This window comes from Cupriavidus sp. FW305-46, from assembly GCF_058787075.1.
The window spans coordinates 39,140-63,110 of the sequence record NZ_JBYSZI010000016.1 but is presented as its reverse complement, the minus strand read 5'-3'; the positions used below and the strand labels follow the sequence as shown (position 1 = coordinate 63,110).

Annotated in this window: 22 protein-coding genes and 1 other RNA gene; 6 read left to right on the top strand and 17 right to left on the bottom strand. The window is 65.3% G+C overall.

All coding sequences use genetic code 11. The annotated features are described in order from the left end of the window. Window positions 1-16: 16 nt before the first annotated feature. The 10 genes from AC3WON_RS10410 to cmk all read right to left on the bottom strand — a co-directional run bounded on the left by AC3WON_RS10410 (window position 17) and on the right by cmk (window position 10,432). Complete coding sequence (locus tag AC3WON_RS10410; protein ID WP_011614702.1) at window positions 17-1,318, bottom strand: solute carrier family 23 protein; 1,302 nt, start codon at window positions 1,316-1,318, stop codon at window positions 17-19. A gap of 237 nt (window positions 1,319-1,555) precedes the next feature. Beyond that, window positions 1,556-1,948 (bottom strand): ComEA family DNA-binding protein, encoded by a 393-nt coding sequence (locus AC3WON_RS10405; RefSeq protein WP_492321411.1) that lies wholly within the window; start codon window positions 1,946-1,948, stop codon window positions 1,556-1,558. A gap of 155 nt (window positions 1,949-2,103) precedes the next feature. Further along, the gene (gene rfaD / locus AC3WON_RS10400; RefSeq protein ID WP_010812948.1) at window positions 2,104-3,099 is read right to left on the bottom strand and encodes an ADP-glyceromanno-heptose 6-epimerase; all 996 of its coding nucleotides are present in this window, start codon (window positions 3,097-3,099) and stop codon (window positions 2,104-2,106) included. Window positions 3,100-3,127: 28 nt separating this feature from the next. Continuing rightward, complete coding sequence (gene rfaE1, locus AC3WON_RS10395; RefSeq protein ID WP_010812949.1) at window positions 3,128-4,075, bottom strand: D-glycero-beta-D-manno-heptose-7-phosphate kinase; 948 nt, start codon at window positions 4,073-4,075, stop codon at window positions 3,128-3,130. Between the two features lie 80 nt (window positions 4,076-4,155). Next, the gene (locus AC3WON_RS10390; RefSeq protein ID WP_492351753.1) at window positions 4,156-5,538 is read right to left on the bottom strand and encodes a UDP-glucose dehydrogenase family protein; all 1,383 of its coding nucleotides are present in this window, start codon (window positions 5,536-5,538) and stop codon (window positions 4,156-4,158) included. 37 nt (window positions 5,539-5,575) lie between these two features. Next, complete coding sequence (gene lapB, locus AC3WON_RS10385; protein WP_492321409.1) at window positions 5,576-6,814, bottom strand: lipopolysaccharide assembly protein LapB; 1,239 nt, start codon at window positions 6,812-6,814, stop codon at window positions 5,576-5,578. Between the two features lie 3 nt (window positions 6,815-6,817). Continuing rightward, window positions 6,818-7,174 carry a LapA family protein gene (locus tag AC3WON_RS10380; RefSeq protein WP_010812952.1) on the bottom strand — a complete coding sequence of 119 codons (357 nt, stop codon included), beginning with the start codon at window positions 7,172-7,174 and terminating at the stop codon, window positions 6,818-6,820. 275 nt (window positions 7,175-7,449) lie between these two features. Beyond that, entirely contained in the window at window positions 7,450-7,872 is a 423-nt protein-coding gene (locus tag AC3WON_RS10375; protein ID WP_010812953.1) for an integration host factor subunit beta, read from the bottom strand. 30 nt (window positions 7,873-7,902) lie between these two features. Beyond that, window positions 7,903-9,597 (bottom strand): 30S ribosomal protein S1, encoded by a 1,695-nt coding sequence (rpsA, locus tag AC3WON_RS10370; RefSeq protein ID WP_010812954.1) that lies wholly within the window; start codon window positions 9,595-9,597, stop codon window positions 7,903-7,905. 166 nt (window positions 9,598-9,763) lie between these two features. Next, complete coding sequence (cmk, locus tag AC3WON_RS10365) at window positions 9,764-10,432, bottom strand: (d)CMP kinase (RefSeq protein WP_492317444.1); 669 nt, start codon at window positions 10,430-10,432, stop codon at window positions 9,764-9,766. 125 nt (window positions 10,433-10,557) lie between these two features. Here cmk and AC3WON_RS10360 point away from each other — a divergent pair, with 125 nt between their 5' ends. After that, window positions 10,558-10,794, top strand: a complete 237-nt coding sequence (locus AC3WON_RS10360; protein WP_492351752.1) for a DUF2061 domain-containing protein — start codon at window positions 10,558-10,560, stop codon at window positions 10,792-10,794. On the opposite strand, the gene aroA is transcribed toward AC3WON_RS10360, so the two are convergent. The 7 genes from aroA to gyrA form a co-directional block, all read right to left on the bottom strand. Then, window positions 10,791-12,095 carry a 3-phosphoshikimate 1-carboxyvinyltransferase gene (aroA, locus tag AC3WON_RS10355; RefSeq protein WP_492351751.1) on the bottom strand — a complete coding sequence of 435 codons (1,305 nt, stop codon included), beginning with the start codon at window positions 12,093-12,095 and terminating at the stop codon, window positions 10,791-10,793. The two genes, AC3WON_RS10360 and aroA, sit on opposite strands and share 4 nt — an antisense overlap. 41 nt (window positions 12,096-12,136) lie before the next feature. Beyond that, window positions 12,137-13,033: a prephenate dehydrogenase gene (locus tag AC3WON_RS10350; RefSeq protein WP_454750222.1), complete on the bottom strand. Its 897-nt coding sequence runs from the start codon at window positions 13,031-13,033 to the stop codon at window positions 12,137-12,139. Window positions 13,034-13,141: 108 nt separating this feature from the next. After that, on the bottom strand, window positions 13,142-14,269 hold the full coding sequence (gene hisC, locus AC3WON_RS10345; RefSeq protein ID WP_492317447.1) for a histidinol-phosphate transaminase: 1,128 nt from the start codon (window positions 14,267-14,269) through the stop codon (window positions 13,142-13,144). A 28-nt stretch (window positions 14,270-14,297) separates the two neighbouring features. Next, window positions 14,298-15,458 (bottom strand): prephenate dehydratase, encoded by a 1,161-nt coding sequence (gene pheA, locus AC3WON_RS10340; RefSeq protein WP_492351750.1) that lies wholly within the window; start codon window positions 15,456-15,458, stop codon window positions 14,298-14,300. A 108-nt stretch (window positions 15,459-15,566) separates the two neighbouring features. Then, window positions 15,567-16,724, bottom strand: coding sequence for a 3-phosphoserine/phosphohydroxythreonine transaminase (serC, locus tag AC3WON_RS10335; RefSeq protein WP_492317449.1), 1,158 nt, complete (start codon window positions 16,722-16,724; stop codon window positions 15,567-15,569). A gap of 159 nt (window positions 16,725-16,883) precedes the next feature. Continuing rightward, entirely contained in the window at window positions 16,884-17,447 is a 564-nt protein-coding gene (locus AC3WON_RS10330) for a DUF2059 domain-containing protein (protein ID WP_010812962.1), read from the bottom strand. A 94-nt stretch (window positions 17,448-17,541) separates the two neighbouring features. Then, window positions 17,542-20,208 carry a DNA gyrase subunit A gene (gene gyrA, locus AC3WON_RS10325; RefSeq protein WP_492317451.1) on the bottom strand — a complete coding sequence of 889 codons (2,667 nt, stop codon included), beginning with the start codon at window positions 20,206-20,208 and terminating at the stop codon, window positions 17,542-17,544. Window positions 20,209-20,641: 433 nt separating this feature from the next. On the opposite strand from gyrA, the gene ompA reads away from it, so the two are divergent. From ompA to AC3WON_RS10300, 5 genes are all read left to right on the top strand, one after another. After that, entirely contained in the window at window positions 20,642-21,295 is a 654-nt protein-coding gene (ompA, locus tag AC3WON_RS10320) for an outer membrane protein OmpA (RefSeq protein ID WP_010812964.1), read from the top strand. A 125-nt stretch (window positions 21,296-21,420) separates the two neighbouring features. Then, a complete protein-coding gene (ubiG, locus tag AC3WON_RS10315) occupies window positions 21,421-22,179 on the top strand; it encodes a bifunctional 2-polyprenyl-6-hydroxyphenol methylase/3-demethylubiquinol 3-O-methyltransferase UbiG (protein ID WP_492351749.1) in 759 nt (252 codons plus the stop codon). Next, window positions 22,176-22,850 carry a phosphoglycolate phosphatase gene (gene gph / locus AC3WON_RS10310; protein ID WP_492317453.1) on the top strand — a complete coding sequence of 225 codons (675 nt, stop codon included), beginning with the start codon at window positions 22,176-22,178 and terminating at the stop codon, window positions 22,848-22,850. The genes ubiG and gph overlap by 4 nt, the downstream gene beginning before the upstream one ends. 83 nt (window positions 22,851-22,933) lie before the next feature. Then, window positions 22,934-23,292, top strand: a transfer-messenger RNA (tmRNA) gene (ssrA, locus tag AC3WON_RS10305). Between the two features lie 314 nt (window positions 23,293-23,606). Beyond that, the gene (locus AC3WON_RS10300) at window positions 23,607-23,828 is read left to right on the top strand and encodes a DUF2188 domain-containing protein (protein ID WP_492317454.1); all 222 of its coding nucleotides are present in this window, start codon (window positions 23,607-23,609) and stop codon (window positions 23,826-23,828) included. The last annotated feature ends 143 nt before the right edge of the window (window positions 23,829-23,971 follow it).

The window sequence follows — 23,971 nt, the reverse complement described above, 5'->3', positions numbered from 1 at the left end:
CCCATCCTGCCCTGGCTCAGCCCTCTTCGTGGTTGCCTTCGCCCAGCAGGTGGTACAGCAGGATGCAGCCGAAGGTGGCGGTGCCGATGCCGCCCAGCGTCATGCCGCCCAGTTTCAGCGTCAGGTCGCCGGCGGCCACGGTCAGCGTGGCGCCGACCGTGATCAGGTTGCGCGAGCTGGAGAAGTCCACCTTGTTCTGCACCCAGATCCGGCCCGCCGTCGCCGCGATCAGGCCGAACACGACGATGGTCAGCCCGCCGATCACCGGACCCGGGATGGTCAGGATCAGTGCACCGAACTTGGGCGAGAAGCCCAGCAGGATGGCCACCGCGGCCGCGACCACGAAGATCAGCGTCGAGTAGATCTTGGTGACCGCCATCACGCCCATGTTCTCGGCATAAGTGGTCACGCCGGTGCCGCCGCCGCTGGCCGACAGCATGGTCGCGATGCCGTCGCCGATAAAGGCACGGCCGATATACGGGTCCAGGTTGCGCCCGGTCATCACGCCGATGGCCTTGATATGGCCCAGGTTCTCCGCCACCAGCACAATCGCCACCGGGGCGATCAGCAGCATGGCGCTTAACTCGAAGGTCGGTGCGGTGAACGCCGGCAACCCGAACCAGCTGGCCGCAGCCACGCTGGAGAAGTCGATCGGCTTGCCCAGCCCCATCACGTTGGTGCCCAGGTAGTAGGCGAGGTAGCCGGCCAGGCCGCCGATCAGCACCGGCAGGCGCCCGATCATGCCGGGCGCACGCACCGCCACCAGCCCCACGGCCACCACCGTCAGCAGGCCCACCCAGGTATCGAGGGCCGCGCCGCTGACTGCCTTGACCGCCACCGGGGCCAGGTTCAGCCCGATCGCCGCGACGATGGCCCCGGTCACCACCGGTGGCATCAGCTTTTCGACCCAGGCGTAGCCCACCGCCTGCACGATCAGGCCGATCACCGTGTACAGCGCACCGGCGGCGATGATGCCGCCCAGCGCCACCGGGATATTGAGGTTGGGGCCGCTGCCCGCGTAGCCAGTGGCGGCGATCACCACGGCGATGAAGGCGAAGCTGGAGCCAAGATAGCTCGGCACCCGCCCGCGCACGCACAGGAAGAAGATCAGCGTGCCGATGCCGGAAAACAGGATGGCGATATTCGGGTTGAAACCCATCAGGATCGGTGCAATGGCGGTCGAGCCGAACATCGCCACCACGTGCTGGATGCCGGCCAGCAGCGTCTGCCCGGCGGGCAGCCGCTCATCCGGCCCGATCACGCCTTCGGTCTTGAGCCGCCATTGCGGCAGGAATCCCGCGTCCTCGCCATTCGCCATACTGTTCTGCTCCCTGTGGTCCGGGCTGGCCGCCTGGTCGGCGGCCGCCGCGTTTGTGCCTGGTTGTTTGGTAGATGCGTGCCTGTCGGCAGCCGCGCGCGGCAGATCCTGCCGGCGCGGCGTCCGCATGATACTCCGCCGCCACGGGGCGTGCGAAGCGGCAAGGGTCTAGCACAACCCATACCAGCAAGGAGAGCGCCCGGCCACGCGGCAGCCGGGCGCCAGCCCATGCGCCTGCTAGCGCGCCGGCTTCGCGGCCGCCGTGGGCGCTGCCTTACCGGCTTTGGCTGGGGCCGGGACCGCCGCCGCTGCCGGCGCCGCTGCTGCGGCTCCCTTCGGGCCAATGGCGAGGCCAGCGTCCTGCAGCTTCGCCACGGACTTTGGCCCGATGCCGCTGACGCGCTCGGCCAGGTCCGCGGCGTCCTTGTAGGGCCCACGCTTGTTGCGTTCGTCGATGATGTTGCGGGCGGTGGCGGCTCCCACGCCCTTGACCGAGGTCAGCGCCGCCTCGTCCGCCGTGTTGACATCGATGGCGGCATGCGCGGCACCGCCAGCGAACAGGCAGATGGTTGCAGCGAAGGAAACCAGGGAAAAACGCCGGGCAAGTTGCCGGACCCAATGCTTGAACATGAAGGCTCTCCTTTCCTGTGGATGGTCTGAGGTACCACCCCCGCCGGGGCGGCGAGGTCAGGTCAGGATAGGGGCGGGCCGCAGCGGCGGCCCATGCGGCAACAAAAGTTGACACCGGCCGCACGAAAGCGTGTCGGCCGGCTGCGCGCCGATTGTCAGCCGGCGCGTTCGATCAGCCAGCGGCAGTAGCGCGCCACGCCTTCCTCGACGGACAGGAACGGCTCGCTGTAGCCGGCGCTGCGCAGCTTCGACACATCCGACTGCGTAAAGCACTGGTACTTGCCGCGCAGCGCATCGGGGAACTTGACGTACTCGAGCAGGCCTTCCTGCACCAGTTCATCGAGCGACAGGCGCGGTTTGCCTTCGGCCTCGCGCAGGGTGTTGACCACGGTGGCGGCGATGTCGTTGAACGGCTGCGCGCGGCCGGTGCCGAGGTTGAAGATGCCGGACTTGTCCGGATGGTCGAAGAAGTGCAGGTTGACCTTGACCACGTCCTCGACCGAGATGAAGTCGCGGCTCTGCATGCCGGGGGCATAGCCACCGTACTCGCCGAACAGCTTCACCGTGCCGTCGGCGCGGAACTGGTTGAAGTTGTGGAAGGCGACCGAGGCCATGCGGCCCTTGTGCGTTTCACGCGGGCCGTACACGTTGAAGTAGCGGAAGCCCACGATCTGCGACAGCGCCGACGGCAGCCGGCGCCGCACGATCTGGTCGAACAGGAACTTGGAGTAGCCGTACACGTTCAGCGGGCGCTCGAACTCGCGGTCTTCGCGGAACACCTGCGAAGCACCGTAGGTAGCCGCCGACGACGCATACAGGAACTGCGTGCCCTGTTCCAGGCAGCTCTCCATCAGAGACAGCGTGTAACGGTAGTTGTTCTCCATCATGTAGCGGCCGTCGGTCTCCATGGTGTCGGAGCACGCGCCTTCATGGAATACCGCCCGCACCTTGCCGAACTCGCCGCGGGCAAAGCGCGCGAGGAAGTCCTGCTTGTCCAGGTAGTCGGAGATCTCGCAGTCGACCAGGTTGTGGAACTTGTCGGCACGGGTCAGGTTGTCGACAGCGATGACGTTGGTCTCGCCGCGGTCGTTCAGGCCTTTGACGAGGTTGCTGCCGATAAAGCCAGCGGCGCCGGTGACGATGATGGTCATGGTCGGATCAGGATGGGGGCGCCACGCCTCACGGGGCGGCGCCGAACAATTCAGAATAAGAGACGACGGCGGTACCAAGCTTGCCCACCACGATGGCGCCGGCACGATTGGCATGCTGCACGGCTTCCTTGAGCGGCACGCCGGCACCCAGCATGGTGGCGAGCGTGGCGATCACGGTATCGCCCGCACCCGATACATCATAGACCTCGCGCGCCTGGGCGGAGACGTGCAGCACCTCGGCCTCGGTGTAGAGCGTCATGCCCTCTTCCGAGCGCGTCAGCAACAGCGCCTCAAGCTGCAGCCCGCGGCGCAGGTTCTGCGCGCGGATGGTCAGGTCGGCCTCGGTCTTCCAGGCGCCGACCACGGCACGCATCTCGGCCCGGTTGGGGGTGATCAGGGTGGCGCCGCGGTAGCGCGAGTAGTCGTCGCCCTTGGGGTCGATCAGCACCTTGCGCCCGGCCGCGCGGCTGGCGTCGATCATGCGCGTGACGTGGGTCAGGCCGCCTTTGCCGTAATCGGACAGCACCAGCACCTGGTAGTCGTTGATCAGGGCCAGGAAACGGTCCTGTACCGCGGCCAGCACTTCATGCGCCGGCGCGCTCTCGAAATCCACGCGCAGCAACTGCTGCTGGTGCGCCACCACGCGCAGCTTGATGGTGGTGTTGAGCTTGGGATCGCGGTGCAGGTAGGGCTGCACATGGCTCTCGCCCAGCAGCGCTTCAAGCGTGCGGGCCGGCTCGTCGTCGCCGACCACGCCCAGCATGCCCACGCGTGCGCCCAGCGCCGCGGCGTTGCGGGCCACGTTGGCGGCGCCGCCCAGGCGCTCGTCGCTGCGCTTGACCTGCACCACCGGCACCGGTGCTTCCGGCGAGATGCGCTCCACATCGCCGAACCAGTAGCGGTCCAGCATCATGTCGCCGACCACCAGGATATGGGACTGCCGGATCTGCTCCTGCGGAATGACGGTCTTGTTCATGAAGATCCTTGGCAATATCGCGACGGCCGCGGCCGCCGCGTTAGCTTATCGGTTGATGAGTCCGTTGACCCGCCGGCGCCTCATTCGTTCACGGCCTGCCGGGTCGGGCGGCCGATGGCGTGGTACTCCACGCCGGTCTCGACCATGGCCTCGGGCTCATACAGGTTGCGCCCGTCGAAGATCACGGGGGCCTTCAGGCGCCGCTTGATCTGGCCGAAGTCGGGGCTGCGGAACACCTTCCATTCAGTCACGATCACCAGCGCGTCGGCGCCGTCCAGCGCATCCATCTGGTTCTCGTGGAAACTCACGCGCGCGGCGCCGCCCGGCAGGTCGGCCAGGTCGGCATCCAGCACGCGCCGGGCTTCGGCCATCGACACTGGGTCGTGCATGCGCAGCGACGCGCCGCGCGACACCAGTTCGCGCGCCAGCACGCGCGACGGCGCTTCGCGCATGTCGTCGGTATTGGGCTTGAAGGCCAGGCCCCACACGGCAAAGGTGCGCCCGCTCAGGTCATCGCCGAAGCGGCGCACGACCTTGTCGCCCAATACGCGTTTCTGCGCGCCGTTGACCGATTCCACCGCCTCCAGCACGCGCATCGGCTTGCCATGGTCGGCGGCAGTGCGCATCAGCGCCTGCACGTCCTTGGGAAAGCATGAACCGCCATAGCCGGCGCCGGCATACAGGAAGCTGTAGCCGATGCGCGGGTCCGATCCGATGCCCATGCGCACCAGTTCGATATCGGCGCCGACCTCGTCGGCCAGGTTGGCCAGCTCGTTCATGAACGAGATGCGCGTGGCCAGCATCGAATTGGCGGCGTACTTGGTGAACTCGGCCGAGCGCACGTCCATGTAGAAGGTGCGCTCGTGGTGCCGGTTGAACGGCGCGTAAAGCTGGCGCATGGTGGCCTGCGCGTGGCGGCCGGCGACGTCGGCGCTGCAGCCCAGCACGATGCGGTCCGGGCGCATGAAGTCCTCGACCGCGGCGCCCTCCTTCAGGAACTCGGGGTTCGACACCACCGAGAACTGCAGGTCCTCCAGGCTGCGCGCGGCCAGCTCCGCGCGGATCGTGGCGGCCACGCGGTCGCCGGTACCCACCGGCACGGTGGACTTGTCGACCACGACCTTGAAGCCGGTCATATGGCGGCCGATATTGCGCGCCGCCGCCAACACGTACTTCAGGTCGGCAGAGCCGTCTTCGTCCGGGGGCGTGCCCACGGCGATGAACTGCACATCGGCGTGCTCGACGCTGGCCGCCACGTCGGTGGAAAAGGTCAGCCGCCCGGCGGCACGGTTGCGCTGGATCAGCTCCTGCAGGCCCGGCTCGTAGATCGGCACGCCGCCTGTGTTAAGCAGCGCGATCTTCTGCTCGTCCAGGTCCAGGCAGAACACGTCGTTGCCAAGTTCCGCCAGGCAGGCGCCGGTGACAAGGCCGACATAGCCGCTGCCGATGATGGTGACTTTCATAGCGTCAATTCAATTCTGTTGCACAGGCCGCCCGGGCTCAGCCGAGCGTCTCGGAGCGCCGCGGGGCATAGGTTTCCCAGCGGTTGCAACCCGGGCATTGCCAATAGAAAAGCCGGGCGCGGAAGCCGCACTCGCGGCAGGTGTAGCGCGCGAGGTTGCGCGTGCGCAGCTGCAGCAGGTCACGGATGGCCGTGGTTTCCTGCGCTTGCTCGCCATTGCCGTCGTTGCCGTCGGCACCCTCTGCCGGGGCATCGGCACCCGCCGGCTGCGCGGACGGGGCGCCGGCCGTGACCACCGCCGCCTGCGCCTCGAAATACTTGGTCAGCGCCAGCAGCGTGGGCTGGCGGCGCAGCTGTTCGCGCATCAGGCGCGCGGCGGCTTCCGGGCCGTTCACGTCCAGTTCCGCCTTGTAGGCGGTATCGAGCACCTCCGGCGCCAGCTTGCCCTTGAGCAGGCCGCGCAGCCATTCCAGCGCGGCGCCCTCCTCCTGCAGGCTGGCGTAGGCCTTGACCACGCGGTCCGCCACCAGCGGCAGGAAGGATGCATCCTGCCGCTCGATGCCAAGCCAGTGGCCAAGCGCCGCGCGGGCGTCGCCCGCGGCCGCGGCCACGTCGCCCAGCAGGATCGGGGCGCGCACGTTGGCAGGATTCTCGGCAACGGCCTGGTTGAGCCACTTCACCGCATCTTCGGGGCGCTTGCGCTGCAGCGCGTCCTGCGCCAGCTCGCAGCAGAACTGGGCAATCTGCAGGCTGTAGCTGGTCTGCTCCAGCGTCTGCAGCTCGCGCGCGGCCTCGATCGCCTTCTGCCACTCCTTCTCCACTTCGTAGAGCTCAAGCAGCACGCGCTTGGCCGACGCCGCGTACGGGCCCGACATCAGCCGGCGCAGCGATTCCTCGGCACGGTCCAGCAGGCCGGCGCGCAGGAAGTCCTCGCCCAGTTCAAACAAGGCATGCTCGCGCTCAGGCTCGGGCAGGTCGGGGCGGGTCGCCAGGTTCTGGTGCACGCGGATGGCACGCTCGGTTTCGCCGCGGCGGCGGAACAGCGCGCCCAGCGCGAAGTGCAGCTCGGTGGTTTCCGGGTCCAGCCGCGCGACCTCGATAAAGGCGTCGATGGCCTTGTCGGGTTGCTCGTTGAGCAGGAAGTTGAGGCCCTTGAAATACGAGCGCGGCAAGGCGCCCTGCTCGCTGATCAGCTGGCGCACATCGAAGCGCGCCGCCATCCAGCCAAGGCCAAAGACAAGTGGCAGCGCCAGCAGCCACCAGGTTTCAAACATCATGGATCAGACCTTCGGGCCGACTACGTTATAGGGAACAGGCTTGCCGTCGCGCGGCGCGGCGGCTGCTGCCGAGGTTGGCGACGGCGGCGATGCCGCTGACGCGCTCGCCTGCGCGCCGGCATCGGCCAGGGCGCGGCGCAGCCGGGCAAGCTCCATGCGCTGGCGCATCAGGTTGGGCGCGATCGATGCCAGTGCCGCGACCGCGCCGAGCACGAAGGCCGCGAACAGGATCAGGATCAGCGGGGCATGCCAGACGGCGTTGAAGAACAGCTGCAGCGAGGCTTCGGCGGTATTGCGCAGCGCCAGCACGAACAGCAGCACGAATACGACGATGCGGACGATCCAGGCGAACAGTTTCATGCGGTTGGCAGCGTTTCAGCGTGACGTGGAAGCGGCACCGGCGCACTCGCGCGAGGTCCGGCAAAGACCCCGGCATTGTAACGGATACGCTTCACCTATTCGGTAACCGGGCCGTAATGCGGCCCGGGCTGCGGCCCGGCGCCAGACGCCGGCAAGCCGCTTGCGCACGATGCGCCACCCGTCTCGGTGCGCGCGTAAGGCCGGCAGAAATAGAAAAAGCGCCCCGAAGGGGGGCGCTTTTTTCAACCACACAAGCAGCAGGCAAAACCCGGCAATCAGGAAGAGCGGACAAAATTCAGCCCACCCTCGTGCAATCCCGCCGCTGCAGCGGGAGCGCTGCCCTGGCCTACCTTGCCCGGCACGGCCTGGGCCGTGCCGGCGGCATGACCGTTGCCATTGGCGCCCGGAGGCGCCGGCTGGCTGCGGTCAACCCGTTCGCGCAATTCCTTGCCCGCCTTGAAGTGCGGCACCCGTTTCTCGGGAACCAGCACACGCTCGCCGGACTTGGGATTGCGCCCCACGCGAGGCGGACGCTTGTTCAGACCAAAACTGCCGAATCCGCGGATCTCGATGCGGTGGCCATCGGCCAACGCCTCGGACATCGCGTCGAGTATCGTTTTGACCGAGATGTCCGCGTCCCGCAGCAGCAGCTGGGGGAAGCGGGCAGCCAGTTTTTCGACGAGCTCCGACTTGGTCATGGGCATACGCGCAAGCGCGGGGGCCTGCGATTACTGGTTGTCCTGGCCGAGCTTGGCCTTCAGCAGGGCGCCGAGGTTGGTCGTGCCAGCCGTGCCGGTGTCAGCCTGGAACTTCTGCATCGCTTCTTGCTGCTCTGCGCTGTCCTTGGCCTTGATCGACAGGTTGATGTTGCGCGACTTGCGGTCGACGTTCACCACCAGGGCGGTGATCTGCTCGCCTTCCTTCAGCACGTTGCGGGCGTCTTCCACACGGTCAGCGGAGATTTCCGAAGCACGCAGGTAGCCTTCCACATCGTCAGCCAGCTGGACCACGGCGCCCTTGGCGTCAACCGCCTTGATGGTGCCCTGAACCAGCGAACCCTTGTCGTTGGCCGAGATGAAGTTGTTGAACGGATCGCCCGACAGCTGCTTGATGCCCAGCGAGATGCGTTCCTTGTCGACGTCGATGCCCAGGACCACGGCTTCGACTTCGTCGCCCTTCTTGTACTTGCGAACGGCTTCTTCGCCAGTCTCTTGCCACGACAGGTCCGACAGGTGCACCAGGCCGTCGATGCCGCCCGGCAGGCCGATGAACACGCCGAAGTCGGTGATCGACTTGATCTGGCCGGCCAGCTTGTCGCCCTTCTTGTGGTTACGCGAGAAATCGTCCCACGGATTGGCCTTGCACTGCTTCATGCCCAGGCTGATACGACGCTTGTCTTCATCGATATCCAGCACCATGACTTCGACTTCGTCGCCCAGCTGGACAACCTTGGACGGGGCAACGTTCTTGTTGGTCCAGTCCATTTCCGACACGTGCACCAGGCCTTCGATGCCGGCTTCGATCTCGACGAACGCGCCGTAGTCGGTCAGGTTGGTCACCTTGCCGAACAGGCGGGTGCCTTGCGGGTAGCGGCGCGAGATGCCGACCCACGGATCTTCGCCCAGCTGCTTCACGCCCAGCGAGACGCGGTTCTTTTCCTGGTCGAACTTGAGGATCTTGGCGGTGATTTCCTGGCCAACCGACAGCACTTCGCTCGGGTGGCGGACACGGCGCCAGGCCAGGTCGGTGATGTGCAGCAGGCCGTCAATGCCACCCAGATCCACGAATGCGCCGTAGTCGGTGATGTTCTTGACGATACCGTTGACGATGGCGCCTTCCTTCAGGGTTTCCATCAGCTTCTGGCGCTCTTCGCCCAGGGTCGCTTCGACCACGGCGCGGCGCGACAGCACCACGTTGTTGCGCTTGCGATCCAGCTTGATGACCTTGAATTCCAGGGTCTTGCCTTCGTACGGGGTGGTGTCCTTGATCGGGCGCACGTCAACCAGCGAACCCGGCAGGAACGCGCGGATGCCGTTGACCATCACCGTCAGGCCGCCCTTGACCTTGCCGGTCACGGTACCCGAGATGATCTCGCCGTCTTCCAGCGCCTTCTCGAGGTTCAGCCACGATGCCAGGCGCTTGGCCTTGTCGCGGGAGAGGATGGTGTCGCCATAGCCGTTCTCGAGCGCATCGATGGCCACGGAGACGTAGTCGCCGGCCTGCACTTCGAGTTCGCCCTGGTCGTTCAGGAACTCCTCCACCGGCACGAATGCCTCGGACTTGAGGCCGGCATTGACGACCACGAAATTGTGGTCGATGCGCACGACTTCAGCGGAGATCACTTCGCCAGCCTTCATATTGGAGCGGGCGACGGATTCCTCGAACAGTGCGGCAAAGGATTCGTTAGTTTGCAGGTCGGACATAAACGTAAGGTGAAATCCGCAATACGCTGGCCGGCGCGACTATCGCGCTCAGTCTGCCAGTGCAGCGGGGTCAGGTTTGACACAAGCCAGCCACAAGCCTTGCCCGGGCTGGCGCCATCTGGTGCCGTCGGGGTACACCGCTTCTACTGATGCGCCCGCATGCATCTCATGCATCGGGCCGCACAGCGGCAAACCACTCCAGCACCTGCGCCACTGCCTGGTCCACCGTCATATCGGAGGTATCCAGCAGCTTTGCATCCTCGGCGGGACGAAGCGGCGCGGCGGTGCGGGTGCGATCCCGTACATCGCGCGCTTCAAGGTCACGCAAAAGGTCTTCGATATTAGCAGAAATTCCCTTATCAATCAATTGTTTATAGCGCCTGCGAGCGCGCGCCTCAACACTTGCGGTCAGGAACACCTTGAGCGGCGCATCCGGGAAGATCACAGTACCCATGTCGCGGCCGTCGGCGACCAGCCCCGGCAGCTTGCGGAAGCTGCGCTGCAGCTGGGTCAGCGCGTCGCGCACCGGCTGGTGCACGGCGATGGCCGAGGCCCGGTTGCCGATCGCCTCGGCACGGATTGCCAGGCTGACTTCCTCGCCTTGCATCCAGACGCGGTCAGGGCCGAACTTCACATCGAGGCGGGAAGCGATCTTTGCAAGCGCGTCCACGTCCGCCAGGTCAATCCCGGCGCGGTCGCTGGCCAGCGCCACGAGCCGGTACAGGGCGCCGCTGTCGAGCAGGTGAAAGCCCACGGCGTCCGCGACCTTGTGCGCGACAGTGCCCTTGCCCGAGGCAGTCGGCCCGTCAATGGCGATGACGTTGACGATAGTCATTGTTTATAAAACCAAGAGAAACGATTGATTGTGAATTCAATTGAGAATCATTATCATTTGATTCATGGCACTTCGCCGCAGCCGCGGCACCATGCCCTTTCCGTCCAGTCGCGAGGCAATCTACCATGGCAAAAACCCTGACTTTCGGCATCATGCACCTCGGCATCGCTTTCAGCGTGACGTATGCGCTGACCGGCAGCCTCGCCATCAGCGGTGCCATCACCTTCATCGAGCCGGCCGTCAATACCGTGGCCCACTACTTCTTCGACTGCTACTGGGAGAAGCGCGAGCGCCGCCAGGCCGGAACTGCCCGCGACCGCGCCCCGGCGCAGCGCGACCACGCCAACCTGGCCAGCGCTTAGACGGTCACGCCCGCAAACACGCTGAAGTAATCCGGGAACGTCTTCGCCACACAGCCCGGATCATTGATCCGCACCGGCAGCGGCCCAAAGGCTGCCAGCGAGAAGCACATCGCCATGCGATGGTCATCATAGGTGCCAATGCCGTCGGCCGGAGTCTGCCACGGTTGCGGCGGCGTCACACGCAGATAGTCGGCCCCTTCTTCCACGACTGCGCCGAGCTTGCGCAGTTCCGTCGCCATCGCCGCGATACGGTCCGTTTCCTTGACGCGCCAGCTGGCGATATTGGTCAGCGTGGTCGTGCCTTCGGCAAACAGTGCCGCCACCGCCAGCGTCATCGCCGCATCGGGGATATGGTTGCAGTCCAGCTCGATGCCGTGCAGGCGCCCGTCGTCGCGTTCCGTGCCGCGCACTTCGATCCAGTTGTCACCTGCCATCACATTGGCGCCCATGCGGTTGAGCGCCTCGGCGAAGCGCACATCGCCCTGGATGCTGGCCATGCCCACGCCTTCCACCCGGACCGGGCCACCGCCGATCGCACCGGCCGCCAGGAAGTAGGAAGCGGACGACGCATCGCCCTCAACAAAGATCTCGCCTGGCGAGCGGTAAGCCGCGCCGGCCGGCAGCACGAAGCGCTCCCAGCCCTGGCGCTCGACCTCGATGCCGAAGCGCGCCAGCAGGTTCAGCGTGATCTCGATATACGGCTTGGAGATCAGCTCGCCTACTACTTCGATCTCGATGCGGCCGCTGTCGGATTGCGCCATCGGCAGGCTCATCAGCAGCGCGGTCAGGAACTGGCTCGACACATCGCCGCGCACGCGGATCGGCGCGTCGATGCGAATGCCGGCCGGCTGGATATGCAGCGGCGGAAAGCCTTCATTGCCAAGGTAGTCGATCACGGCGCCCACCTGGCGCAGGCCGTCGACCAGGTCGCCGATCGGCCGCTCATGCATGCGCGGCACGCCCGACAGCTTGTAGCTGCCGCCCTGCAGCGCAAGCGCGGCAGTCAGCGGGCGGATCGCGGTGCCGGCATTGCCCATGAACAGTTCGGCCGACTTGTTCGGAAAATTGCCCCCGGCGCCGGTGACGATGTAGTCGTCGCCTTCCTGCCGCCACGCCACGCCGAGCGTGCGCAACGCTTGCAGCATCACGCGGGTGTCGTCGGAATCGAGCAGGTCGCGCACGCGGGTTTCGCCCGTGGCCAGTGCGGCCAGCAGCAGCACGCGGTTGGAGATGCTCTTCGAGCCCGGCAGCCGGACGGTGCCGTTGGCGCGGGTCAGGGGGCCTAGCGTCAGGTGTTCCATGGTTTTCGTGGGCGCCGGGGCGCCGCGGTCAGGCTATTGGTTCAGGGTTCGGTATGGTTGCCCGCGGCACGCTCTGCGCCCCAGGCCAGCCGGGTCTTGCTGGCGCGCGCGAAGATGCGTTCGAGCGCGTCGCCGTCGCCCTTCTCGATCTGCGCCTTCAGGTGCGCCAGCACCGACTGGTAGGTATTCAGCTCACGCAGCAGCGCGTCGCGGTTGGCCACGCAGATGTCGCGCCACATCTCAGGCGACGAGGCCGCGATGCGCGTGAAATCGCGGAAGCCGCCGCCGGCGAAGCCCAGCTTCAGCGCGGCATCTTCCGCATTGGCGACCTGCGCCACCAGCGCGTACGACAGCACGTGCGGCAGGTGGCTGACCGCGGCAAACACCGCGTCGTGCTGCACTGCCGACATCACATGGCATTCTGCGCCGGCGCTTTCCCACATGGCGCGCACCGCGGCGACATCGGCGCGCGAGTTTTCCTGCAGCGGGCACAGCACGGTCTTCTTGCCGAGGTACAGGTCCGGCAGCGCCGCCTCCACGCCGTTGAGCTCGCGCCCGGCGATCGGGTGTGCCGGCACGAACTGCGCGACCTTGTCGCCGAGCGCCGTCTTGGCCGCCATGATCACGTCTGACTTGGTGCTGCCGGCATCGGTGACGATGGTGCCCGGCTGCAGGTGCGGCTCCAGCGCGTGCAGCAGCGCAAAGTTCTGCGCCACCGGCGCGCACAGCACGATCACGCTGGCGCCGCGCGCGGCATCCGCCAGCGTCGCGGCCTCGTCGATCACGCCAAGATCCAGCGCCTTCTGCAGCGACGCCGGCGAGCGCCCCACCCCGACCACCGTGCCCACCACGCCGGCGCGCTTGAGCGCCAGCGCGAGCGAGCCGCCGATCAGGCCGACACCGACAATGACAACACGGGAAAAATGCAATGCACTCACAATCTCAGGCCGCTAGGGGCAGTGGCTCGGACCAGGCCGAGGTAAATCGATGATTGGCAACGAGGCAGGCAAGCAGCCTGCAGCGAAACGCCGCGATTGTAGCCGCGCTCACGCCAGCGCCCGCTCCAGCGCCGCGATGAAGGCCGCGTTCTCCTCGGCCAGGCCGATGGTCACGCGCAGCCAGCGCGGCAGGTTGTAGTTGCCCACCGGCCGCACGATCACGCCCTGCTTCAGCAAGGCCAGGTTGACGCGCGCGCCGGCGCCGTCGTCATCGCCCACGCGCACCATCACGAAGTTGCCGGACGACGGCACGTATTCCAGCCCGAGCCGGTCGAAGGCATCGGTCAGCTGGCGCTTGCCGGCACGGTTCAGCTCGGCGCTGCGGCGCAGGAACCCGGCATCGCCCAGCGCCGCGATGGCCGCGGCCTGCGCCACGCTGTTGACGTTGAACGGCTGGCGGATGCGGTTCAGCAGGTCCGACAGCTCCGGTTGCGCCACCGCGTAGCCGATGCGCAGGCCCGCCAGGCCATAGGCCTTGGAGAACGTGCGCGACACCATCAGGTTCGGGTAGCGGCGCACCCAGGCGAGCGAATCATATTGCTGGTCGGCATCCAGGTATTCGTTGTACGCCTCGTCCAGCACAACCACCACATTGGCCGGCACCCGCTGCAGGAAGGCTTCGATCTGCGCGGCCGGCACGAACGTGCCGGTCGGGTTGTTCGGGTTGGCGATAAAGACCAGGCGCGTATCCGGCGCGATCGCCGCGGCCATCGCCTCCAGGTCATGGCCGTAGTCGCGCGCGGGCACTTCGATGGCGCGTGCGCCGATCTCCTGCGTGGCCAGCGCGTAGACCGCGAACGAGTACTGGGCATAGACGATCGACTGACCCGGCTCCACCAGCGCATGCGCGGCCAGCTCCAGGATGTCGTTGCTGCCGTTGCCCAGCGTCAGCCAGTCGGCGGGCACGCCGAAGCGCGCCGACAGCGCGCCCTTCAGCGCAAAGCCGTTGGAATCCGGGTAGCGGCCGAGTTCAGCCACCGCATCGGCGACCGCGCGGCGGGCCGACTCGGGCATGCCGAGCGGATTTTCATTAGAGGCGAGCTTGACGATGCCGGCCTCGTCCAGGCCGAACTCGCGCGCGACTTCCGAAATCGGCTTGCCGGCAACGTACGGCGAAATCGCCCGCACATAGCCGGGTCCGAACACCGTGCCGCCTTGCTTACCCTGCTCTGCCATCTCGTCTCCTTGTTCTTGCCTGGCTGCCTTACTTGCTCGACGGATACGAGCCCAGCACCTTCAGGTAAGCCGCGTTGCGGCGCAGCTCTTCGATCGCGCGCGCCACTGCCGGCTCATGCTGGTGCCCTTCCACGTCGACGTAGAAGTAGTACTCCCACGCGCCGCTGCGCGCCGGGCGCGACTCGAAGCGGCACATTGAAACACCGTTCTCCGCCAGCGGCGCCAGCAGCTGGTACACCGCGCCGGCCTTGTTGGGCACCGACAGGATCATCGAGGTCTGGTCGCTGCCCGACGGTTCGGTCTCATAGCGGCCGATCACGGCAAAGCGCGTGCGGTTGTGGGGATCGTCCTGGATATGCGTGCGCACGATATGCAGGTGATAGCGGTTGGCGGCGGACTCGCCGGCAATCGCGGCCACGGTCGGGTCTTCGCTGGCCATGCGCGCGGCCTCGGCATTGCTCGACACCGCCTGGCGCTCCAGGTGCGGATAGTTGGCGGTCAGCCAGTGCTGGCACTGCGCCAGTGCCTGCGCATGCGCGCGCACCACCGTGACGCCCTGCATGTCGGGCGTGGATGCCATCAGGTTGTGGTGCACCTTGAGCGCGATCTCGCCGCTGATCTTCAGCGAGGTCTGCAGGAACAGGTCGAGCGTGCGCGACACCGCGCCCTCGGTGGAGTTCTCGACCGGCACCACGCCGTACTCGACCGTGCCCGCCTCGACGGCACGGAACACCTCGTCGATGCTCGGGCAAGGCACGCCCGACACCTCATGGCCGAAGTGCGCATACAGCGCCTGCTCGGAGAACGTGCCGGCCGGGCCGAGGAAAGCCACTTCCAGCGGCTTTTCCAGCCCGCGGCATGCGGACATCACCTCGCGCCAGATCGCCGCAACGCTTTCGCCCAGCAACGGGCCGGGGTTGGCGCCCTGCACCTTGCGGATCACCTGCAGCTCGCGCTCCGGGCGGAACACCGGCGCGCCGTACTTCTTCTTGACCTCGCCGACCTCGAGTGCCAGCTTGGCGCGGCGGCTCAGCATCGCCAGCAGTTCGCGGTCAACGGTGTCGATCTGCTCGCGCAGCGGGCTCAGCTCGACCGACAGCTTGCGCTCGGCTTCGCTCAGGTGGCTATCGTTCTGCTGCTCGTTGGGCGGCGTCTCCTCGCGCGCGGGGGTGCGGTCTTGGCTTGTCATTTTGTATGAATCCGGTGGGCCGCCGGGGCGCGGCGGCCGGAGAAAAACTGACCTCTGCCTGCCGGCGCACTGTGCCTGACGTGCGCGGGCAGCCAGCGGGAATGCGCGTCAGGCGGACGTACGCTCGAACTCGCGCATGAAATCGACCAGCGCCATCACGCCTTCCAGCGGCATCGCGTTATAGATGCTGGCGCGCATGCCGCCCACGGTCTTGTGTCCCTTGAGCTGCACCAGGCCGTTGGCCCGCGCCTGCTGCAGGAACGCTTCATTGCGCGATTCGTCGCCCAGGAAGAACGGCACGTTCATGCGCGAGCGGCAGCTCGGATGGATCTCGTTGCGATAGAAATCGCTCTGGTCCAGGTAGTTGTACAGCGCCGACGCCTTGGCGATATTGCGCTGCTCGATCGCGGGCACGCCGCCCTGGCGCTTGAGCCACTTGAAGACCAGGCCGGCGATATAGATCGCATAGGTCGGCGGCGTGTTGTACATCGAGTTGTGCTCGGCCACCAGGCGCCAGTTGAATGCCGACGGGCACAGCGGGTGGGCATGACCGAGCAGGTCGTCGCGCACGATCACGATGGTGACGCCGGCCGGGCCGATATTCTTCTGCGCGCCGCCGTAGACCACCTGCACGCGCGACCAGTCGATCGGGCGCGACAGGATATGGCTGGAAGCGTCCGCCACCACCACGCGGTCGCCCTTGACCTGGCCGATATCGGGAATGTCCTGGAACTCCACGCCGACGATGGTCTCGTTGGTGCACAGGTGCACGTAGCCGGCATCGTCCGACAGTTTCCAGTCCGCAACGTCGGGGATGCGGTGGAATTTCTGCGCCTCGCTGGTGGCAGCGATATTGACCGCGCCATAGCGGCGGGCTTCCTGCTCGGTCTTGACCGACCAGGTGCCGGTGACGACGAAATCGGCCTTGGGCTGCTCGGCGCTGCGCAGCCGCATCAGGTTCAGCGGCACGATGGCGTTTTCGCCGATGGCGCCGCCTTGCAGGAACAGCACCTTGAAATTGGCGGGGATGTGCAGCAACTCGCGCAGGTCAGCGATCGCTTCGTTATGGATGCTTTCGAATTCGCGGCTGCGGTGGCTCATCTCCATCACCGAAACCCCGGTCCCGTGCCAGGACAGCATCTCCTCGGCAGCCTGTTGCAGCACTTCGGCGGGCAGCGCCGCCGGGCCAGGGGAGAAGTTGTAGACACGTTCGGCCAATGCACGCTGCATCATGCCGGCAAGAGCGGGATTCTGGGGATCGTTCATGAGACGGGGAATGGAAAAATGGCTGCCGGTGTTACCCAAGCAGCCATTATCCCTCAAACCCGCGCCCCGTTGGGCACCCGGGGCCAAGCCCCGGGGCCGCACTTGCCTGCAAGGCTGCAGGCGGGCGGCGGTCTGATTCAGTCGCGGATCACGCCAGCATCACTTCGAAGCGGCGGTGATTTCCTTCTCTGCGGCGTCGCGCATCGACTTGCCGACCTGCGGGCCGTACTTCTGCATCATCGAACCCCAGATCTCCTGGGTCGCCTTGCCCTGGTTGGCCATGAACTTCTGGCCGGTCGGCGACTTAAGGAAGGTGGTCAGGTCCTTGAGTTCCGCCGTCGAGTAGTACTTGCCGAAGGCATCGTAGTGCGCCTGGATCGCGTCCTTGCGGAAGCCATCGGTGCTGAACGCCGAGCCGGCGCCGTCAACCATGCGCTGCACCGCGCCGTTCTTCTTCAGCTTTTCGACAGCGGCCTGCTTCTGCTTGTCGTTCAGGGTCTTGTTCTCGACCAGCACTTGTTCCAGCACCAGCGGAGCTTCCTGCTTGGCGCCTTGCTGCCAGTTTTCGGCCTGGCCCTTGACGGCCTGGTCAGCCTGCATGACGGAAAGCAGTTCCTTGATGGCTGCTGTCTTTTCCGCATCCTGCGCATGGGCGTGCTGCGCCATCATGAAGGTCGGAACGAAAGCGGCCAGAACTGCGATACGTCGATAGGTTTTGAGCATTGTGACTCCCTGGTAAATACGTCCGTTTTAGTCCGGACAGCCGCGAGGCGAGTTCCGGCTGGCGTCCTATTGTTGCAACAATTTACGATTTGTCTTACGGATTAGCGTCCAAGTCGGCCCCGGCAGCACCTTCTGCACCGTCGGCGTCTTCAGCCTCGTCGCCACCGGCACCGTTGTCGGCATCGCTTTCGACGATGCGCTGCAGCCCGGACAACTTGGTGCCTTCGTCAACGTTGATCAGCGTGACACCCTGCGTGGCGCGGCCCATTTCGCGGATTTCAGCCACGCGGGTACGGATCAGCACGCCGCCGGTGGTGATCAGCATGATCTCATCCTCGGGCGAAACCAGTGCTGCCGCCACCACACGGCCATTGCGCTCGCTCGTCTGGATCGCAATCATGCCCTTGGTGCCGCGGCCGTGTCGAGTGTACTCAGCAATGGGGGTGCGCTTGCCGTAGCCGTTCTCGGTCGCGGTCAGCACGCTGCCGCGCATGCCCGCCTCAGCCTCTTCGGCGGTCTCGGCCGGCGCCACCAGCATGGCGATTACGGTCTGGCCGTCTTCAAGGTTCATGCCGCGCACGCCGCGCGCCTGGCGGCCCATCGGACGCACGTCGTTCTCGTCGAAGCGCACGGCCTTGCCGGCATCGGAGAACAGCATCACATCGTGCTGGCCGTCGGTCACGGCCGCGCCGATCAGGTAGTCGCCCTCGTCCAGGTCGACCGCAATGATGCCGGCCTTGCGCGGATTGGAGAACTCGGTCAGGGCGGTCTTCTTGACCGTGCCGCGGGCGGTGGCCATGAAGATGAAGTGCTCGGCGTCAAACTGCTTGACCGGCAGGATCACATTGATCTTCTCGCCTTCGGACAGCGGGAACATGTTGACGATCGGGCGCCCGCGCGAGTTGCGGGAGCCCTGCGGCACCTCGTACACCTTCAGCCAGTAGAGCCGGCCGCGGTTGGAGAAGCACAGGATGTAGTCGTGGGTATTGGCCACGAACAGCGTGTCGATCCAGTCGTCTTCCTTGGTCGCTGCCGCCTGCTTGCCGCGTCCGCCACGCTTTTGCGCGCGGTACTCGGAAATCGGCTGGCTCTTCATATAGCCGCTGTGCGACAGCGTGACCACCATGTCCTGCGGCGTGATCAGGTCTTCGGTGTCCAGCTCGGTCGCGTTCAGCTCGATCTGCGAACGGCGCTCGTCGCCGAATTCGGCGCGGATAGCGGTGAGTTCGTCGATGATGATGGCAGTAATACGCTCCGGCCGCGCCAGGATATCCAGCAGGTCGGTGATTACCGCCATGATGTCGCGATATTCCTGGACGATCTTGTCCTGTTCGAGCCCGGTGAGGCGTTGCAGGCGCATTTGCAGGATTTCCTGCGCCTGGCCATCCGACAGGCGGTACAGGCCGTCTGCCTGCATGCCGAACACCGGCGGCAGCCCGTCCGGACGATAGGAGGCGCGGCCGCCCGGGGTCTCGCCTTCGGCGCGCGCAAGCATTTCGCGGACCAGGGCCGAATCCCATGCCTTCGCCATCAGTTCCTGCTTGGCGATCGGCGGCGTCGGTGCGGCCTTGATGATGGCGATGAATTCGTCGATATTGGCCAGCGCCACGGCCAGGCCTTCCAGCACGTGGCCGCGCTCGCGCGCCTTGCGCAGCTCGAACACCGTGCGGCGGGTGACGACTTCGCGCCGGTGCGCCAGGAAGTACTCCAGCATCTGGCGCAGGTTCAGCAGGCGCGGCTGGCGGTCGACCAGCGCCACCATGTTCATGCCGAAGGTGTCCTGCAGCTGGGTGTTCTTATATAGGTTGTTGAGAACAACCTCAGGCACCTCATTGCGCTTGAGCTCGATCACCACGCGCATGCCAGACTTGTCCGACTCGTCGCGGATGTCGGAAATGCCCTCGATCTTCTTTTCAGTGACCAGTTCGGCGATGCGCTCGAGCAAGGTGCGCTTGTTGACCTGGTAGGGCAGCTCATCGACGATGATCGCCTGGCGCTGGCCGCGGTCGATGTCCTCGAAGTGCGTCTTGGCCCGCATCACCACGCGGCCGCGGCCGGTGCGATAGCCTTCGCGAACGCCCTGGATGCCATAGATAATCCCGGCGGTCGGAAAATCAGGCGCCGGAATCAATTCAATCAGCTCATCCACCGTCGCCTGCGGGTTGCGCAGCAGGTGCAGACAGCCATCGACGATTTCATTCAGGTTATGTGGTGGGATATTGGTGGCCATGCCCACCGCAATACCGGACGAACCGTTGATTAGCAGATTGGGAATACGCGCCGGCAGAATCGAAGGCTCTTTTTCAGAGCCGTCGTAGTTGCTGTCGAAATCGACGGTTTCCTTGTCGATGTCGAACAGCATCTCGTGGGCGATTTTCGCCAGGCGGATTTCGGTATAACGCATGGCCGCGGCGTTATCGCCGTCGACCGAACCGAAATTACCCTGGCCGTCGACCAGCATGTAGCGCAGCGAGAAGTCCTGCGCCATGCGGACGATGGTGTCGTAGACTGCGGTATCGCCGTGCGGGTGATACTTACCGATCACATCACCGACGATACGGGCCGACTTCTTGTAGGGTCGGTTCCAGTCGTTGTTGAGCTCGTGCATCGCAAACAGCACGCGCCGGTGCACCGGTTTCAGGCCGTCCCGCACATCAGGAAGCGCCCGGCCCACGATCACGCTCATGGCGTAATCGAGATAGGAGCGGCGCATTTCCTCTTCGAGGGAGACCGGAAGGGTTTCTTTTGCGAATGGATCCATTGCGGCGTGGTTTATGCGGCAGGTTTAAGCGAATGACAGGCCCTTTAGCGCGCGGCACGGTGGGCGCCTGACGGCTGGGCAACGTGCCATTCTAACATGCCGCCACCCCCCGCCTGCCGCTCTCCGGACAGCCCTTGCGCACACCTCCCGAGGCCCTGACTGAAACCCGGAATCCCTGATGCCACAAGGCTTTGCGGGCGATACAAGACCCATGTTGCACAAACACCACAGGCCCAAAACCCATGCGGCGAATCGAATATATTTACTTCTTAGGAAACGACCCTTGTGGCACAATTCCCCAGCGAAGAGCCAGACATTGTTCGAAGTGGAGCATCCACCACATCGAGAATGTTATACTCCGAAGAATGTATGACTTGTTTTCGTCCATTTGCTCGCAGTAACCCTGCGGTGATCTCATCCTGAGAGGAGAAATATGAAAAAATTTGCCAAGCTCGCGCTCGTTGCAGCTACCGCAGTAATGGCTGCATCCGCTCAAGCTCAGTCCGTCCCTTATGAAAAGAAGGCAGTGAACGACAACTGGGGCAACGGTACGAGCGAGTACGTGTGGAAGAATGGCACGAACGAGCTCTGCTGGCGCGACAGCTCCTGGACCCCGGCCACCGCCAACGCGCTGTGCGACGGCGCCCTGGCCCCGGCCGCACCGGCACCGGCACCGGCTCCGGTGGCTCCTCCGGTCGTCTCGAGCGAGAAGGTCACTTTCGCTGCTGACACCCTGTTCGACTTCGACAAGGCTGTCCTGAAGCCGGAAGGCAAGGCCAAGCTGGACGACCTGGTCTCGAAGCTGCAAGGCATCACCCTGGAAGTCATCATCGCCGTTGGCCACACCGACTCGTTCGGTTCGGACAAGTACAACGATCGCCTGTCGATCCGTCGTGCTGAATCGGTCAAGGCTTACCTGGTGAGCAAGGGCGTTGAAGCCAACCGCGTCTACACCGAAGGCAAGGGCAAGCGCCAGCTGAAGGTCGATCCGAAGTCGTGCAAGGGCAACCGCAAGTCCCAGATCGCCTGCCAGCAGCCGAACCGCCGCGTGGAAGTCGAAGTGGTCGGCACCCGCAGCGCACGTTAATCGGATTCTTTCCGACGACGAAAAGCCCAGCGCAAGCTGGGCTTTTTTTTTGGTACAGTTGCCCGGACTGTCCCTCTCTTCCCTTCACACCGCCGGCGCGGCTAGTGCCGCCGGCCCCGCATACGATGACGTTGCAATCGCAAACCCTTTCCGCAGCCGGTGCCGCCAATCAGGACCTGCCGCGCCGCAATGCCGATCCGAAGGAAATCGACAAGTTCAGCGAACTGGCCCACCGCTGGTGGGACCCGGAAAGCGAGTTCAAGCCGCTGCATGAGCTGAACCCGCTGCGCCTGGGCTGGATCGACGGCATCGCCGGCCTGGCCGGCAAGCGCGTGGTCGACGTGGGTTGCGGCGGCGGCATCCTGTCCGAAAGCATGGCACGCCTGGGTGCCACGGTGCGCGGTATCGATCTCTCGACCAAGGCATTGAAGGTAGCGGACCTGCACAGCCTGGAGACCGGCGTTGCCGTCACCTACGAAGAGATCGCCGCAGAAGCGCTGGCCGCAAGTGAACCGGCGAGCGTCGATGTGGTGACTTGCATGGAGATGCTGGAGCATGTGCCCGATCCGGCGTCGATCGTGCAAGCCTGTGCCACGCTGGTCAAGCCCGGCGGCCATGTGTTCTTCTCGACCATCAACCGCAACCTGAAGGCCTACCTGCTGGCCATCGTCGGCGCGGAATACGTGCTCAATATGCTGCCGCGCGGCACGCACGACTACGACAAGTTCATCACGCCGTCCGAGCTCGCGCGCTTTGCCCGCCAGGCCAGGCTGGACCTGTTGGAAATGCGCGGCATGACCTACAACCCGCTGTCGCAGGTGTATGCGCTGGGCCGCGACACCGATGTGAACTACATGATGGCGTTCCGCCGGGTGGCAGCATGAGGGCCGGCATTGCAGGGGTCTTCTTCGACCTGGACGGCACGCTGGCAGATACCGCGCCGGACCTGGCGGCGGCCGCCAACCGGCTGGTCGTCGAACGCGGCCAGGCGCCGGTGGCCTATGAAAAACTGCGTCCCGTCGCCTCGCACGGCGCGCGCGGACTGCTTGGTGCAGCCTTCGGCCTGCGTCCGGAGGATGCAGAGTTCCCGGCGCTGCGCGATGTCTTCCTGGACTACTACGAGGCCGACATCGCGGTGCACACGCGCCTGTTCGACGGCATGCCGCAAGTGCTGGCCGCGCTCGAGGCAGCGGGCATCCCGTGGGGCATCGTCACCAACAAGATCGCCCGCTTCACCGTGCCGCTGGTCGCCGCGATCGGCCTGGCCCCGCGTGCCAGCGCGGTCGTCAGCGGCGACACCACGGCCCACGCCAAGCCGCACCCCGCCCCGCTGCTGCATGCCGCGGCAAGCGCCGGCGTCGACCCGCGCCAGTGCGTCTACGTGGGCGATGACCTGCGCGACATCCAGGCCGGCAAGGCCGCCGGCATGATCACCGTCACCGCCGCCTATGGCTATTGCGGCGACGCCGAACCGCCCGAGACCTGGGGCGCCGACCACCTGATCCGCCACCCGGCCGAGCTGATCCCGCTGCTGTTGCCCGCCGCGGTCGCCTGATTGTGTCGCAGGGGTATCCTGGCCGAGCCAGGAACTCCCCGCGACAGCTTGCGTCCAACCGGGTACAATCCAGCTTCCTCACTGGGGCCGACCTGGTTTCGACGTGGGTTACAAAGCAGTGGAGGGCATACCGAGGACCCGTCACCTCGTTAATCAATGGGAATGCAATAACTGCTAACGACGAACGTTACGCACTGGCCGCTTAATTGCGGCCGTCCTCGCACTGGCTCGCTGACGGGCTAGGGTCGCAAGACCACGCGAGGTCATTTACGTCAGATAAGCTCCGGAAGGGTCACGAAGCCGGGGACGAAAATCTAGTGACTCGCCGTTGCAGAGCGTGTTCGTCCGCGATGCACCGGTTAAATCAAATGACAGAACTAAGTATGTAGAACTCTCTGTGGAGGGCTTACGGACGCGGGTTCGATTCCCGCCGGCTCCACCAGTATTCAGTCCGATGCAATACCAGCAGGTCTAGAAACCCGCGCAAGCCCAAGGCTTCGCGGGTTTTTTCTTTGGCGGCCGGATCCCCCGCCATCTGCCTTCCAGGACGGCATCCGTATCGCACCGCCGCGTTTGCAGTTGTTTGCAGTCATTACCCCAGCGCTGGCCTACGCTGGAATTGCTGCAGGCCGGGCAACGCACGGCATCAGCAACACAGTGCTCCACAGGCGGGCTGGCCTGGCACCGGCTCCCGTTGCCAGGCCCTTTCTCCACGCCCGCGCGAACGCACATCGTCCACATGAAACGGAGTTGGCGATGCCAATCAAGTCCATCGAGGTCATGCTCACGCGAGACGCGCAGTGGGCCCTGGAATACGACCGCGATAACCCCGGACCGGTCTACCCGTCCCGCGATGCCGCGATTGCCGCAGGCCTGCAGCTGGCGATGACCCACGATGCTGTCCTGACGATTCATGGCATCAATGACAAATCGGACGCGTTCGATTTCAGGGAATTGCACGCTCCTTTGCTCCATTGATGGTTGGTGCTATCAGCGCGCAATGGAAAGCAACATCCCCAGAATTGGGGATGCCCGGATCGCGTAGCGGCACCATCATGGCATGCGGGCGTACTGCGACTCGCCCGCTACCACTTGTGGCCCTCGTCCTCCCTGGCCGAGGG